The 15,305-nt window shown below is 41.9% G+C and carries 10 protein-coding genes; 7 read left to right on the forward strand and 3 right to left on the reverse strand.

The features are described 5' to 3' along the window. Positions 1–71 precede the first annotated feature (71 nt). Positions 72–1,631, forward strand: coding sequence for a glycoside hydrolase family 10-like protein (locus tag B9A18_RS16950; RefSeq protein ID WP_084290744.1), 1,560 nt, complete (start codon positions 72–74; stop codon positions 1,629–1,631). Between the two features lie 111 nt (positions 1,632–1,742). Here the strand turns inward: B9A18_RS16950 and B9A18_RS16955 are convergent, their stop codons facing one another. The 3 genes from B9A18_RS16955 to nagB form a co-directional block, all read right to left on the reverse strand. Beyond that, positions 1,743–4,604, reverse strand: a complete 2,862-nt coding sequence (locus tag B9A18_RS16955) for a M16 family metallopeptidase (protein WP_084290745.1) — start codon at positions 4,602–4,604, stop codon at positions 1,743–1,745. A 97-nt stretch (positions 4,605–4,701) separates the two neighbouring features. Beyond that, positions 4,702–5,859, reverse strand: coding sequence for an acyltransferase family protein (locus tag B9A18_RS16960; RefSeq protein WP_084290746.1), 1,158 nt, complete (start codon positions 5,857–5,859; stop codon positions 4,702–4,704). A 68-nt stretch (positions 5,860–5,927) separates the two neighbouring features. Further along, positions 5,928–7,850, reverse strand: a complete 1,923-nt coding sequence (nagB, locus tag B9A18_RS16965; RefSeq protein WP_084290747.1) for a glucosamine-6-phosphate deaminase — start codon at positions 7,848–7,850, stop codon at positions 5,928–5,930. A 197-nt stretch (positions 7,851–8,047) separates the two neighbouring features. Here nagB and eat point away from each other — a divergent pair, with 197 nt between their 5' ends. The 6 genes from eat (at position 8,048) to B9A18_RS16995 (ending at position 15,283) form a co-directional block, all read left to right on the forward strand. Further along, complete coding sequence (gene eat / locus B9A18_RS16970; protein ID WP_084290748.1) at positions 8,048–9,364, forward strand: ethanolamine permease; 1,317 nt, start codon at positions 8,048–8,050, stop codon at positions 9,362–9,364. Beyond that, positions 9,361–10,719 carry a glutamine synthetase family protein gene (locus tag B9A18_RS16975; RefSeq protein ID WP_084290749.1) on the forward strand — a complete coding sequence of 453 codons (1,359 nt, stop codon included), beginning with the start codon at positions 9,361–9,363 and terminating at the stop codon, positions 10,717–10,719. Before eat ends, B9A18_RS16975 begins: the two co-directional genes overlap by 4 nt. A gap of 19 nt (positions 10,720–10,738) precedes the next feature. Then, a complete protein-coding gene (locus tag B9A18_RS16980) occupies positions 10,739–11,887 on the forward strand; it encodes an iron-containing alcohol dehydrogenase (RefSeq protein ID WP_084290750.1) in 1,149 nt (382 codons plus the stop codon). Positions 11,888–11,921: 34 nt separating this feature from the next. Then, on the forward strand, positions 11,922–12,641 hold the full coding sequence (locus B9A18_RS16985) for a gamma-glutamyl-gamma-aminobutyrate hydrolase family protein (RefSeq protein WP_235005356.1): 720 nt from the start codon (positions 11,922–11,924) through the stop codon (positions 12,639–12,641). Beyond that, the gene (locus B9A18_RS16990) at positions 12,638–14,002 is read left to right on the forward strand and encodes an aldehyde dehydrogenase family protein (protein ID WP_084290751.1); all 1,365 of its coding nucleotides are present in this window, start codon (positions 12,638–12,640) and stop codon (positions 14,000–14,002) included. The genes B9A18_RS16985 and B9A18_RS16990 overlap by 4 nt, the downstream gene beginning before the upstream one ends. 84 nt (positions 14,003–14,086) lie before the next feature. Continuing rightward, positions 14,087–15,283 carry an anhydro-N-acetylmuramic acid kinase gene (locus B9A18_RS16995; RefSeq protein ID WP_084290752.1) on the forward strand — a complete coding sequence of 399 codons (1,197 nt, stop codon included), beginning with the start codon at positions 14,087–14,089 and terminating at the stop codon, positions 15,281–15,283. Positions 15,284–15,305 lie beyond the last annotated feature (22 nt).

Below are 15,305 nucleotides of genomic sequence, written 5' to 3' on the forward strand. Positions count from 1 at the left end.
GATTCAGTTATGCTACTGTACACACAAAACAACAAAATGAAACCAATTTTAATCACCACTAATTACAAAAGATGTTTAAAATATTAACCTATGCACTATTATCAATACTAATAACTCCTATTTCCCTAACAGCACAGCTTACCTCAAAAATTGCTCCAAAAAGAGAGTTCAGGGGTATATGGGTTGCAACTGTTGCGAATATTGATTGGCCGTCTAAGCCTGGTTTGAGCATTGATCAGCAGAAACAGGAGTTAATTGTATTGCTGGACCAGCATAAAGCAAACGGTATGAATGCGATTATATTGCAGGTCAGGCCAGCTGCAGACGCATTTTATGCCAAATCCAGAGAGCCATGGAGCCAATGGTTAATGGGTAGACAGGGGCTTGCACCAAGTCCGGGTTATGATCCTTTAGCATTTGCGATTAAAGAGGCTCATTCCAGAGGATTGGAGCTCCATGCCTGGTTTAATCCGTACCGTGCAACGATGAGTGCTAACTCGGTTGTTAGTCCCGAGCATATGACCCGTAAAAGACCTGATTTATTCTTCGTATACGGTGGTAAAAAGCAATTCGATCCTGGTATCCCGGAAGTGAGAGAATATATCGTTCAGGTGATTCTGGATGTGGTTAAAGGCTATGATATTGATGGAGTTCATTTTGATGACTATTTTTATCCATATAAGATATCCGGACAAACGATAAATGATGCGGCAACATTTAGAAAATATGCGAATGGCTTTGCCGATATTGGCGATTGGCGCCGGAACAATGTAAATCTGCTGATTAAGCAGTTGGATGATAGTATTCACCACTATAAAAAGCATGTGAAATTTGGCGTGAGTCCTTTCGGTATCTGGAAAAATCGCGCAGAAGATAGTGAGGGTTCAGCAACAAGTGGCCTGTCGAATTACTCCGAACTTTATGCCGATTCTCGTAAATGGGTTAAAGAAGGTTGGGTAGATTATATTAATCCTCAAGTTTATTTTAGCTTCTCGCGCAAAGTAGCGCCATTTGGGACGATTGTAGACTGGTGGACTAATAATACCTTCGGCAGACATTTATACATCGGACAAGGGCCGTATTTGATTCATAACGGAAGTACAAAAAAGGAAGCTGCCTGGGCATTGTCAAATCAGATCCCAGATCAGATCAAGCATATAAGAAATAGCAACCTGATACAAGGGAGCGTATTTTTTAGTTCCAAGTCGTTCTCTACTGTGGCTAGGGGACTCGGAGACACTTTGAAAAATAACTACTATAAATATCCGGCTCTGCCTCCTCTAATGGTATGGCTGGACAGCGTGGCGCCTAATCAACCACTTAAGTTTGCTGCAGAAGCAATCGAAGACGGTGTGCATTTGAACTGGGAGAAGCCATTAAAAGCCACAGATGGAGAAACCGCTTCAGGTTACGTGATTTACAGATTTAGCGAAGGGGAGAAGGTGGAAGTGCTGGATGCGAAAAATATTATAAAGATTACCTATGAAGATCTTTATAATTTTGTAGACAAAAAAGTAGAGGTAGGTAAGCGATATAGTTATGTGGTTACTGCCTTAGACCGGCTCAAAAACGAAAGTGTACCTAGCGAAATGGTAGGTATTCAGGCAAAGGAAACGGTTATAGCAAAATAGGTTTTATAAGAGAGGTCCAGCCTTCGCCGGAATGACGAGGTGCTTAATAAACCAAAAAAGCAGCCTGTATAATCATACAGGCTGCTTTTTTGGTTTATGCTTTGCCAGCTGTTATTTCTGTGGCATCAAAACCAAACGAATGTAGTTGTCTTCGTTCAGGTATTTTTGAGCAATTGCTTTAGTGGATTCAACAGTAACGCTGTTCAATCGATCTTTAATCGTTAAAAGCGAGGTCATGTCTTCTCCGTTCTTTAAACGGCCGGTCAGGTAATTCAACCAGAAACCATTGTCACGCAGACTCAGTTCAAGTTGACGTTGCTCTTCCGATTTGAATTTGTTGATGTCATCATTGGTTGCACCATTGTCCTTAATGTGTTTAACCTCATCCAATGCTGCTGCGATCAGCTTTTCAACGTTCGCTGTAGCGCAGCTAAATGAAACCGTGAAATAGTAATGAGCTGTTGGGTATTTGCTAATGCTCAATCCAACCTGCGGGCTATAAACACCACTTTCTTTTTCTCTTAATCTTTCCAGGATTTTCATCTCCAATGCTGATTTTATCGCATTTAACTGCACATTGGTTAGTGAGTTGTATTCGTAGTCACCGTGGAGGTACAATTCTACAGCGGCTTTATCTTCCAGTCCTTTGTAAACGGTTTTGCTTACTTTTCCTTTTGGCGGATTAACACCGTTGTCCACGAAATTCTGCTTCTTATTTAATGACGGCAGACTTGCGATATATGTTTCTACCAGCGGTTTGATACTTTCAGGATTAAATGCACCAACAATTACAAACACTTGTTCACTGTTATCAGCAAAACGGTCTTTGTAAAAATTAAAGGCCTCATCTAAAGATATTTTATCTACATCTGCTACGGATAGTGGCATGGCGCGTTTGTGATAAGACGAAAGCACCGCTTGTACTGTATCCGAAAACACGCTTCCCGGGTCGGCACCTTTATTGGCCAGACTCACTTTATAGTCGCTTAAGGTTTTATTAAACAACTCATTATCTTTGCGTGGGTTGGTAGCATAGGCATAAACCAATTGAAATGCTGTTTCCAGATCTTTTGGAGAAGCACTTCCACTATATCCCTGATACAAATCTTCAATGTAAGCTCCAGCTCTTCCGGTATTACCTGCCAGTAATTTAGACATTTGTGTTGGGTTGAAGTACGCTACGCCAAGTTGCGAGATAAGGCCCGCGTTGCTCGCAGAAAGGAAATTCGCATCCGTAGCCAACGAAGAACCACCTTTTGAGAAGGATTTGAAAAGGATCTGATCATTTTTGAAATCGGTAGGTTTTAACAACACCTTAATGCCATTGCTTAGGGTTAGCTCAGTAACGCCAATGGCATCAATTTTACGTTCGCTAACCACTTTCCCTGCTACAGGCTTTTTGTCCAGTAGTGGTTTGTTTACGGAGTTGTCTACGTAAGCTGTTACGTTATTTCCTGCATTTTTTAGAGCGGCCAGCAACTGAGCCTGTGTAGGTAAGCTTGCCTTTTCTTTCTCCGGAGCTTGAACAATGATGATCTGGTTTTCTTTTGTGATCAGGGTTTTTGCTAGTGCATTTACCTCAGCTAAAGTAATTTCTGCCAATGTTTTTTTCGTCAGCTCATAAGAATATTCCGTAGAAGGGATGCTGGATCCGGTAAGGAAGTGGCTTTGATATTTCTTTACAAATGCAATCGAGGATGTTTTGTTTTTCTCTTTCAGGCTCTTCTCGTTACTTGATTCAATGTTTTTCTTAATGACATCCAGTTCTGATTGTAAAAATCCATATCTGCTCATGCGTTCATTTTCTGCAAGGGCAGCAGTAAACGCTTTTTCAAGGGTAGCGCCCGACTTCGAAACGGCAACAGTTTGAAACGCATTGATGTTAGGTACAAGTCCGCCCTGATATGCGCCAAAGCTACTCTGTGCCTGAATAAATGGCGCATCTCCTTTTTGCATGATTTCCTGAAATCTTGAACCTAGCATGCTGTTGATCATAGTATACATCAGACTCTTCTTGTAATCTGCAGTAGTTTTGGTCACATTTCCACGTTGTTTGTACATGATCTGTGCAACGTTATACTGTTGCTCCGGATCTATAATGATTTTAACCAAAGGTTCTTTGTTATCCGGTAAGTCGTGCGACAAACGTGGTCGTGGGTTTGCAGGATTGGTTAAGCCGGAGAAATTATCCTTAATCATTTGTTCCACCTGAGCTACGTCAAAATCACCCACTGCAATTACTGCCTGCAGATTTGGTCTGTACCAGTCTTTGTAGAAGTTCCTTATTTTGTCATGAGTAAAAGTGTTTAATATATCAATCTTGCCAATAGGAAGACGGTTTTCGTAACGCGAACCTTTTAGCAACAATGGTAACAATTGCTTACTCATGCGTTCCTGTGCATTTTTACCACGCTGACGGTCTTCTTCTATAATTATGCCTCTTTCCTTGTCAATTTCCTCGCCCTCCATCACAATTTTTCCTGCCCAGTTAGCCAGAATTTTGAAGCCATTTTTAAATAAAGCAATACTGTCTGTCGGAATTGGCAGCTGATAAATGGTGTGGTCAAAGCTCGTATAAGCATTCAGGTCGGCACCAAAACGTATACCTGCTTTTTGTAAATAATTGATGAGCTCATTCTTTGGGAAATCTTTAGTCCCATTAAATGCCATATGCTCGGTAAAGTGAGCCAATCCTTGCTGGTTATCATCTTCCATTAAAGACCCTATTCGGGTAGCCAGATATAGTTCAGCTCTGTTTTTTGGTTCGGAGTTTTTTCTGATATAGTAAGTCAAGCCATTGGATAACTTGCCGATTTTTACATTGGGGTCATTCGGAATGAGGCTCCCATCAATTTTTTTCCCGGTGGAAGTTGCAGTCTTTTTAACTACAGCCTTTTGCTGCGCATATACAGGCGCATTTACAGCCAAAATGACTGCGAGTCCTATGCCTAGGACACCAATTTTTTTTTTCATGAATAATAGTTTACAATCAAACCTACTAAGGCCTCTTAGTAATCGTCAAAATTTTAACATAATTTAACAAACAGGTTGGGCAATAATAGGGTTGCGACTAAACTTTTATAATGATTTTTTTATTGTACATCACCCAGAGTACAACAAGCCAGAATAGCACAAAGGTTATTGCCCATGCCAATGAGGCGTTTATTGGAGAAAGGAAGCTTGTAAAACCACTATAAAGCCAGGTCTGAAGGCTTATTTCTGAGCCATCTGCTGCTTTTACCGAGAACATCCTTAGTGTTCTTGGGATTAATCCGGAAAGGAAGAAAACGGTAATTGCATTTACCCCATAAACAACAAAAGGTTTCGTAAAGCGGTTGTAGCGCTGAATATCGATAATCCAAAAGCAAAAAGCCAGAATAATAGTCGCCAGTCCTCCTGTATAAAGCACAAATGAACTGGTCCATAGTGATTTGTTTATTGGAAATTGAAGATCCCAGATCAGACCAAGCGCAACAGCAGCGGTTCCGCTGCAAAATAACCAGGCTATTTTTGTGGCCGGATCGATGTCCTTTCGCTTTAAATATATACCAACCAATACGCCAAAAAGACCTGTTGCAATAGCTGGCAGGGTACTTAAAAGGCCTTCAGGATCCCAGGTTTTTGCTGCTTTCCATAAGTGAGCTTCGGTAAAGATGCTGCGGTCAATCCAGGCGCCCAGGTTGGTCTCTTTCTCCAGGTTGGCATAGCCAACACCCGGAACCGGTATAAAGGTCATCATTGCCCAGTAAACTGCCAGAATTACGACAAAAATCCTGAAGAGGTTCTTTTCGCTGCTCTTAAGAAATAAGATCGCAGAGAAGAAGAAAACAACAGCTATACGTTGTAATACCCCCGGGATTCGTACATTTTGAAAAGCTTCAATCGGCTCGGTAAAAACTTTAGGGTAAAGGGATAAAAACAGGCCTAATCCAAATAAGATCAATGCTCTTTTTAAAGCTTTTAAAATGGTTTTTCCATGTCCCCCAAATTGTGTTTTTTTGTTGCCCATCGCATAGGCAATGGAAACGCCAACAATAAAAAGGAAAAATGGAAAGATCAGATCGGTCGGTGTACAGCCGTTCCAGCTCGCATGCTCCAATGGTGCATAAATGTTTCCCCAATCTCCGGGATTATTAACGAGAATCATGGCTGCGACTGTTGCGCCTCTAAAAAAATCAAGTGATAATAATCTGGCAGGAGCGTCCATTGCAATTTGAGATTGGGCCATATGAAGATCTTTAAACAAAAAAACCGCTAACAGTTTAACTGATAGCGGTTATAAATATAATAATTTAACTAGAACTTATAGCGAACAAAAGCTTCCATAGCTTCGTACTCTGCTAAACCTAAGCTGTCATAAGCCTGAGCTGTTTCTCTGTTTCTGTCTTCAGCACGTTGCCAGAATTCCCTTGGATCGTCGCCTGGGAAAACAGCGGTATCTTTTTGCGATTGGTGTTTGAAAATAGCCATTTTTTTGCGCTCAACCTCTTGTGGACTAAGCGGAACTGCCATTTCAATTTCATGCGTCTCAAATTCCTGCCATGCGCCACGGTACATCCATAACCAGCAGTCTTTAACCCAATCCTCAGTTTTAGCCAGACGTTTTAACGCTTCTAAAATAATATTGAAGCAAACAATGTGCGTTCCATGTGGATCCTCAAAATCGCCTGCTGCAAATACCTGATGAGGTTTTACTTTTTGCAACAACTCCATGGTTAAAACAACATCGGCCTCTGTTACCGGGTTTTTCTGGCTCTTACCACTTTCGTAGAAAGGCAATGCCATAAAATGAATATGGTCATCATCTAAACCGCAATATCTTGCTCCGGCAATTGCCTCACCTTTTCTGATCAGACCTTTTACAGTTTGAATTTCCGGAGTATCGATTTGATTAGGTTTCTTTTTTTCCATGAAAGAACGCATGTCCTGATATAAAGTCTTTAACTCTTTAGTCTCAAGACCCATTTTCTCAGAAAAGTCGATGTTGAATTCAACAAAACGTAAGGCGTCATCGTCCCAAACGGCAGTGTTACCTGAAGTTTGGTAAGCTACGTGAACATCTTGCTTCTGATCAGCAAGACGGATAAATGTACCACCCATAGAGATTACATCATCATCTGGATGTGGTGAGAAAATGATGGAACGCTTTTTAGCCGGTTCTGCTCTTTCCGGTCTTTGGGAATCGTCAGCGTTAGGTTTACCACCTGGCCAACCTGTAATAGTATGTTGTAATTTATTAAATACGTCGATATTGATGTTATAAACCGGACCTTTCTCAACAGCAAGTTGAGCCATTCCGTGATTGTTATAATCATCTTCTGTAAGCTTAAGAATAGGTTTTTTAAGCGTGTTGGCTAGCCAGATAACAGCTTTTTTTCTTAATGCTAAATCATCCCACGAACAATCTTTAACCAACCAAGGTGTGTCAAAGCGCGTCAGCATAGACGCAGCGTCCTGATCTAAGATAAACTCTACATGTTCAGATAACTGCAGGTAAGTTGCAGGAACTTCACTGGAAATTTCCCCTTCAACAGTTTTCTTGATGATTGGTGCTTTTTTCTTGTTCCAGGCCATCAGGATAATCTCTCTGGCTTTGAAAATGGTACCCACACCCATGGTAATGGCTTTTGTAGGAACAAACGATTTACCACCGAAATCTCGGGCTGCATCTCGTCTGGTCAGGTCATCTAACGTAACCAGGCGTGTTCCTGAGTTTGGTGCAGAACCTGGCTCGTTGAAACCGATGTGACCTGTACGTCCGATACCGAGGATCTGAATATCTAATCCTCCCAGGTCTCCAATCTTTTTCTCATAATCCAGGCAAAATGCAGGAATTTCCTCTAAGCTTAATGTACCATCAGGAATGTTTACGTTGTTCTTGTCGATGTCAATATGATCAAACAAGTTCTCATTCATGAAGGTAACATAACTCTGTGCAGCGTTAGGCTGCATAGGGTAATACTCATCAAGGTTAAAAGTAACCACATTTTTAAAACTCAAACCTTCCTCTTTATGCATTCTTACCAGTTCAGCATATACAGCAATTGGTGTTGCGCCGGTAGCCAAACCTAGAACTGCCTGAGCATTGTTTTTTTGTTTTTTCTTAATCAGGTCCCCGATGCGGTGAGCAACGCTAAGTGATGCTGCTTTGGGGTTTTCAAAGACAGAAACAGGCAATTTTTCAAAGCGTGTTTCTTCCAGAAGATTTAATCTAGCCATTAGTTTGTTCTTAAATTTTGTACGGAGCAGTAAATATAGTTACTCTGCTGACTTTATCAAATTTTTTAATTACAAGTTAGGCTTTTTAAAAAATATGTTTTTACTGAACTAAGGTTTAAATGTATTAACTTGATGGTATCGTGGTGATTGAAGCAGTATTTATTCTATATTTATGATTAGGTAACCATTCTTATTCGATGACAACAAATAAGGGTCTAAAAAAAACGCTAACTCCTTTCATGTTATGGGGGCTTGGTGTTGGGTATGTAATTTCAGGCATGTATTTCGGTTGGAATCTGGGCCTGGAGAAAGGGGGCACTGGTGGCATGGCTATCGCTACCCTGGTCATTATGGTCATGTATGTCACCTTCACTTTTAGTTATGCTGAGCTGGCCTGCGCAATTCCAAAAGCAGGTGGGGTATTTGATTATGCCAATAAAGCCATGGGAAAGGAGATCGGTTTTGTAGCCGGAATTGCACAGATTATAGAATTTATATTGGCACCTCCGGCCATAGCTTTTGCTATTGGAGCCTATTTTAACGCCTTCTTTCCTACGGTACCCATTCTAACCAGCGCTATCTGCATTTACTTTGTGTTTACAGCATTAAATGTTTACGGGGTCAAAGCTGCGGCATCATTTGAAGTTGTTATCACCATCTTTGCCGTTGCTGAGCTGTTGCTTTTCTCAGGGCTGGCCGCACCAAAATTCGAATTGTCTAATCTTACCCATAACGCTTTCCCTAATGGATGGGCGGGTATTTTTGGGGCTATACCTTTTGCTATCTGGTTTTTTCTGGGAATTGAAGGGATCGCTAATGTGGCTGAAGAGACCAGGAATCCTCAAAAAGATATCAGTAAAGGGTTTGGATGGGCGATATTTACGCTTGCTATCTTGTGTGTGCTAATTTTTATTACCGCCACAGGGATTGCAGGTTGGGAAGCCATTGTATATAAAAACGGAATAAGCGGAGAAACATCCGATTCTCCATTGCCACTGGCACTGGCAAAAATTACCGGCAGTAGTCACGTTATGTATCATTTACTGATTACTGTAGGGTTATTTGGTTTGGTCGCGTCTTTTCATGGATTGATCCTTGCTGCAGGACGCTCTACCTATGAGATGGGCAGGACACGAAATATACCCGCTTTTTTAGGTAAAATCTCTCCTCGTTTTCATACCCCCGCCAATGCCCTGATCGGGAACATGGTGATGGGGATTCTGGCGTTGTTATCGGGCAAGACAGGAGAAATCATTATCATATCGGTTTTCGGTGCACTCACGCTCTACATCATTTCGATGATTTCCATCATCATACTCCGGAAAAAAGAACCACAGCTCGAGCGTCCGTTCCGCGTGCCTTTTTATCCAACATTTCCTGTCATTTCTTTGTTTATAGCTACAGTGTCCATTGTCGCCATGTTTATTTTTAACCTGATGCTTGGACTGATCTACTTTTCAATTCTGCTGATAGCTTTTTTATTGTATAAAATATTTAAACCCGCTGATAGATGATAACAGAAGAAATTTTAACCTATATCAAACAGCATCCTTCAGGTAAAGTTAAAATAGCTGTGGCCGATATAGATGGAGTATTGCGTGGAAAGTACATTTCAGCAGAAAAATTTGCTTCGGTTGCTCAGAGCCGCTTAGGTTTTTGCGATGTCACGTTTGGGTGGGATATGGGGGATGTGGCTTATGACAATGTGAAGTTCACTGGCTGGCATACGGGCTATCCTGATGCGCTCGTAAAGCTCGATCTCAGTACTTTTCGTAAAATCCCATGGGAAAATGATGTGCCTTTTTTTCTTGGCGATTTTGTGGATGAAAAGCATGTTCCGACTTATACCTGTCCACGGCAGTTACTCCGCAGAGTCCTTTCAGATGCAGAACAGGCAGGCTTTCACCCATGTTTCTCTCAGGAATTTGAATGGTTCAACTTTGAAGAAACGCCACAAACGGTACATCAGAAGCATTTCCAGGGACTTACTCCACTCACACCGGGTATGTTTGGTTACTCTATTCTGCGTAGCACGCTTAAAAATGAATACATGAGCGATCTGTTCGAAATGCTGACAGGATTCGATATTCCTATAGAAGGTTTGCATACGGAAACAGGTCCCGGGGTATATGAGGCTGCAATTAAATTTGGCCCGGTTTTGCAGGCCGCAGACCAGGCTGTGTTGTTTAAAACGGCGGTGAAGGAAATTGCTTATAAACATGGGATCATGGCTACTTTTATGGCGAAGATCAGTGAAAACCTACCGGGCTGTAGTGGGCATGTTCATCAAAGTTTATGGGATAAGGAGCTTAAGCATAATCTGTTTTATGATGAAAAGGACGGACATCTGATGAGTGATCTGATGAAAAGTTATATAGCTGGGCAGCTTCATTGTCTACCCCATATTTTACCCATGATTGCACCTACGATCAATAGTTATAAGCGACTGGTAGAAGGAGCATGGGCGCCAACAACCTTAACCTGGGGTATAGATAACAGAACGGTTGCTTTGAGGGCACTCCCCTGCAGTGCAAAAGCAACGCGTTTAGAAACAAGGGTTGTGGGATCCGATACGAATCCATACCTGGCCCTGGCAGCCTGTCTTGCTGCGGGCTTATATGGCGTTAAAAATAAGATGAAGCTTCAAAAAGAGGCTACATCGGGAAACGGTTATAAAGACCTTTCTAATGGAATCTTGCCGCAAAATCTTTATGAGGCTACACAAAATATGAAGCAATCGACAATAGCCACTGAGTTGTTTGGGGTGGGTTTTGTGGAGCATTTTACGCAAACCAGAGAATGGGAATGGCGACAATATGCTAAAGTGGTAACAGATTGGGAGCTGAAAAGGTATTTCGAAATTATTTAACGGTTATTATTTTTTGCATATGACATTTGACAAGATCTATCAGTATAATTTTCCAACTACTATTCGTTTTGGGGCTGGGGCAATCAAGGAGTTGCCGGCATATCTCCGCCAGCATGGATTGAAGCGTCCGTTGATTGTAACAGATACAACAGTTGCGGATTTACCCTTTTTTAAATCCATTATTAGTGATTTGCAGGTGCATGGTTTTGCTGCCGAAGTATTTAGTGATATTCATAAAAACCCGGTAAAAAGTGATGTGATCCGAGGAACAGAAGTATGGGATAACACCTCCAGAGACTGTATCATTGGAATTGGCGGGGGGGCGGCTCTGGATGTCGCCAGGGCGATTGTGTTACGTACTAACCATCGTGAAGATCTGTTTAAGTATGATGATTTGATTGGTGGCGACATTTACGTAACCAATGATGTGCCTCATTTTATTACCGTACCCACCACATCCGGGACGGGGAGTGAAGTTGGCCGGAGTGCCATCATTGCCGATGACGAAACGCATCAGAAGAAAATATTGTTCTCGCCAAAGCTCATGGCTAAAATCGTCTTTGCTGATCCGGTACTGACCATGGACTTGCCGTCATTTATTACTGCCGCTACCGGAATGGATGCATTGACACATAATATGGAAGCTTTCCTGGCTAAAAATCCACATCCTATGTGCGATGGAATAGCCCTTGAGGGGATCTCCCTGATTAAGGATTCACTTGAAACCGCTACAAACAAACCAGATATACAAAGCAGGAGTAAAATGCTGATGGCTTCCATGATGGGGGCTATCGCTTTTCAAAAGGGCCTTGGAGTGGTGCATTCCCTTGCTCATCCGCTTTCATCCTTATTGGATACGCATCATGGTTTGGCTAATGCCGTAAATCTTCCCTATGGGATGGAATTTAACATTTCCGGATTTGAAGATAAGTTTCGGCGGATTGCCCGGACATTGGAATTGAAAGACGAAAATGGATCGGCGGTGGTTAAATACCTGACCAATCTCAATTCTAAAATTGGTATTCCCCATCATTTGCGGGATATTGGGGTGAAGCCGAAGCATGTTGAGACGCTGGCCGATCTTGCATTCGCTGATTTTGCTCATCCAAATAATCCGAAGCCAGTTAGCAGAGCCGATTTTAAGCAGTTGTATTTGAGAGCAATCTAGGTTTTGATAGCAATGGAGGGTGGTTAAAATAAATATGATGAAAAGGAAGTTAGGAATAAGTTATACAGAGGCAAATTTTCAGAACTACTGGAATTGGTTTACGCCCGAAGATCTGGGCGATGATATTGAGCTTGTAGAACTTTCATTTGAAAAGAACAATAAGGCCGATATTGAAAAGTGTGACGGTTTTGTTCTTACAGGTGGGATTGATGTACTACCGGAAATATATGGTGGTGCTGAAGAATATCCTTATAAACCTGATGCGTTTTTACCTGAGAGGGATGAGTTTGAACGGTTGATATATGAATATTCGCAAAAGGCAAAGGTTGCGGTTTTGGGCATATGCCGGGGGATGCAATACATCAATATCCTGGAAGGAGGGACGGTTTTTGAAGATAATGGTGAGCAGGTAAACAAATTGCACAAAAAAGGTGTTGAAGATAAAATTCATGGGCTGAATATCCATAAAGACAGTTTGTTGTACCGCATAACGGGAAATGAAGTTGGGGAGGTAAATAGCGCACATCATCAGGCGGTTAAACCAGGTGATTTGGGGACTAATCTGATGGTTAGTGCTACTTCAGATACACCTGATGGGCTTATTGAAGGGTTAGAGTTTAAGGATAAAACCGGAAAGGCGTTTATGCTGGGTGTACAATGGCATCCGGAAAGGATGAAAGAAAAGGAGCATAATCCTTTGTCGCAAAAAATTAAAGAACAGTTTATTAAGGAAGTTAAAAACCATAAGCGATGAATATTGTTAACCCTGCCACTGAAGAAATTATTGCAGACGTAAAAGAGGACGACAGCAAAACACTGGCTCACAAACGTAATTTGCTTAAGATGGGGCAAAAAAACTGGGCCGGCAGAAGCTTGCAGCAACGCTTAGCAATCATAGTGCAGTTTTATGACTTGCTGGAGGTTGAAACTGAACGGCTCGCACAGCTACTTACTTCAGAAGTGGGTAAGCCTTTGCAGCAATCACGCAATGAAATTAATGGTGCAAGGACAAGGGTGAGGTGGATGCTGGATAACGCCATTCAATATCTTTCACACGAAATAGTAACCGACACGCCCGAATTGAAAGAGCAGATCTCTTATGAGCCATTGGGCGTAATATGCAATATCTCTGCCTGGAATTATCCCTATCTGGTAGGGGTAAATGTAATCATCCCTGCATTGATTGCCGGAAATGCGGTCATGTATAAGCCATCAGAATATGCTACTTTAACTGGACTGGAAATAGAGAAGTTGTTAAAGCAAGCCGGAGTTCCTGATGAGGTATTTAAGGTGGCTATAGGAGGAAGAGAGACTGGGGAGCATTTGCTGGATATGAATTTTGATGGCTATTTCTTTACCGGATCTTATAAAACCGGAAAGTATATTTATGAGCGCGTGGCATTGAAAATGGTTCCATGTCAGCTTGAACTGGGTGGTAAGGATCCATTGTACGTGGCGGATGATGTGAAGGATATTGCAAGTGTGGCTGCCGGCACGGCGGATGGTGTTTTTTATAATAACGGACAAAGCTGCTGTTCGGTAGAGCGCATTTATGTGCATGAGAAAGTTTATGATGATTATATCGCTGCATTTTTAAAAGAAGTGCAGTCCTGGAAGGTTGGGTTGCCAACAGATGAAGGTGTTTATTTCGGGGCCTTAACACGAAAAGAACAAATTGCTGTACTAGAGCAGCAAGTTAAAGAGGCCCTGGAGCATGGAGCCTCGCTTTTAACAGGAGGGGAAAGAATAGAGCGAAAAGGCAATTATTTTGAACCAACGGTAATGACCAATGTAACCAACCACATGAAAATCATGCAGGAAGAGAGCTTTGGGCCTATTATTGGCATCATGAAAGTCCATGATGATGCGGAAGCCACTTATTTAATGCAGGATACTGTATATGGTTTAACGGCTGCTGTATATTCTGAAAGCAGGGAGAGGGCAGAAACTATACTTTCACAGATTGACTCCGGTACAGGTTACTGGAATTGCTGCGACAGGGTGAGTGCGGGGCTCCCATGGACCGGAAGACGTCATTCGGGTATGGGAACAACCTTATCACACCAGGGCTTGCGGGCTTTTACCAAAACTAAAGCCTGGCATCTAAGAAGCTAATTAACCACAATAAATAGTATCGTCGGCTTACAGAAGCAATTTGAAAAGATTATTTTTGAGCTAAGACCTAGCATAATCATTCTCATGAACTCAAACTGGAAAAAAATATTCAATACCATTCAAAAGCCCGAAAGATTCATCATAGGGCTCATGTCTGGCACCTCTATGGACGGTTTAGATATCGCCCTTTGCGGGATTGCTGGCAGCGGGACCGAAACAAAGGTTAGGTTGCTTGAGTTTAAAACGGTTTCTTATACGAATGAATTTAAGGCAGAGGTAAAGGCGATTTTCTCAAGACGGGATGCAGATCTGCAGATGGTTTGCCTGATGAACGAAAAAGTTGGGCTTGTGCACGCTGAAATGATATTGGATGCTATTGCGTCCTGGGGCAGGAAGCCTGAAGAGGTAGATATAATCGCTAGCCATGGTCAAACTATTTTTCATGCGCCAAAGTCATTACATGGTCTTGCAGATTACCCAAATGCTACTTTGCAGATTGGTGATGGCGACCATATTGCTGTTAAAACAGGTATTGTTACCATTGCTGATTTTCGACAAAAGCACATTGCTGCGGGCGGAGAAGGTGCTCCTTTAGCTGTTTATGGGGATTATCTGCTTTTTTCAAAAAAGGGTGAAGACAGGATCATGTTGAATATAGGTGGGATTGCCAATTTTACTTATCTGCCTGGTGATAATGATCCCTCTAAAGTGTTCTCGACAGATGTGGGACCTGGAAATACAATAATGGATCAGTATGTTCAGCAGCACTATAAAGGACTATATTTTGATGAAAATGCAAGCATTGCACTGTCCGGGGCAGTAAATCCTGTGCTTTTAAGAGAGTTACTGCAGTCGGAGTTTTTAGAGGCCGACTTCCCTAAGACAACCGGTCCTGAACTTTTTAATCTTGAATATTTAACTGAAGCTCAAAGTAGGTCGGGTACTTTGCTACTTCCTAAAGAAGATGTTATGGCAACGCTTTGCCGCTTTTCCGCACAGGTAATTGTTGCTGCGGTTGAGAGGTGTTTTGGAAAAGATAAAACGCCGTCAATTTATATCAGCGGCGGTGGGATGCATAATCCTTTGCTTTTGCTGCTGCTTAAAGAGAAATTGAGTAATGCCAGTTTCCATTCTACTGACGAGTTGGAAATCAATCCGGATGCAAAAGAAGCTGTTTTATTTGCCATTCTTGCCAATGAGACTTTGGTAGGTGAGCATGTTGATTTTGGTAATCGTGAAGGGGTTCCGTCTGTTCATATGGGGAAAGTTTGTTTGCCTTAAAGAATATTTTTGGTAAAATATT

It is taken from the genome of Pedobacter nyackensis, assembly GCF_900176505.1.
Taxonomy (GTDB): Bacteria; Bacteroidota; Bacteroidia; order Sphingobacteriales; family Sphingobacteriaceae; genus Pedobacter; species Pedobacter nyackensis.

Bases quoted from the DNA above. Each gene is read 5' to 3' on its own strand.
- B9A18_RS16950 (WP_084290744.1), top strand. From the start codon at position 72: ATGTTTAAAATATTAACCTATGCACTATTATCAATACTAATAACTCCT.
- B9A18_RS16985 (WP_235005356.1), top strand. From the start codon at position 11,922: ATGATGAAAAGGAAGTTAGGAATAAGTTATACAGAGGCAAATTTTCAG.
- B9A18_RS16995 (WP_084290752.1), top strand. From the start codon at position 14,087: ATGAACTCAAACTGGAAAAAAATATTCAATACCATTCAAAAGCCCGAA.
- B9A18_RS16955 (WP_084290745.1), bottom strand. From the start codon at position 4,604: ATGAAAAAAAAAATTGGTGTCCTAGGCATAGGACTCGCAGTCATTTTG.
- B9A18_RS16960 (WP_084290746.1), bottom strand. From the start codon at position 5,859: ATGGCCCAATCTCAAATTGCAATGGACGCTCCTGCCAGATTATTATCA.
- nagB (WP_084290747.1), bottom strand. From the start codon at position 7,850: ATGGCTAGATTAAATCTTCTGGAAGAAACACGCTTTGAAAAATTGCCT.
- eat (WP_084290748.1), top strand. From the start codon at position 8,048: ATGACAACAAATAAGGGTCTAAAAAAAACGCTAACTCCTTTCATGTTA.
- B9A18_RS16975 (WP_084290749.1), top strand. From the start codon at position 9,361: ATGATAACAGAAGAAATTTTAACCTATATCAAACAGCATCCTTCAGGT.
- B9A18_RS16980 (WP_084290750.1), top strand. From the start codon at position 10,739: ATGACATTTGACAAGATCTATCAGTATAATTTTCCAACTACTATTCGT.
- B9A18_RS16990 (WP_084290751.1), top strand. From the start codon at position 12,638: ATGAATATTGTTAACCCTGCCACTGAAGAAATTATTGCAGACGTAAAA.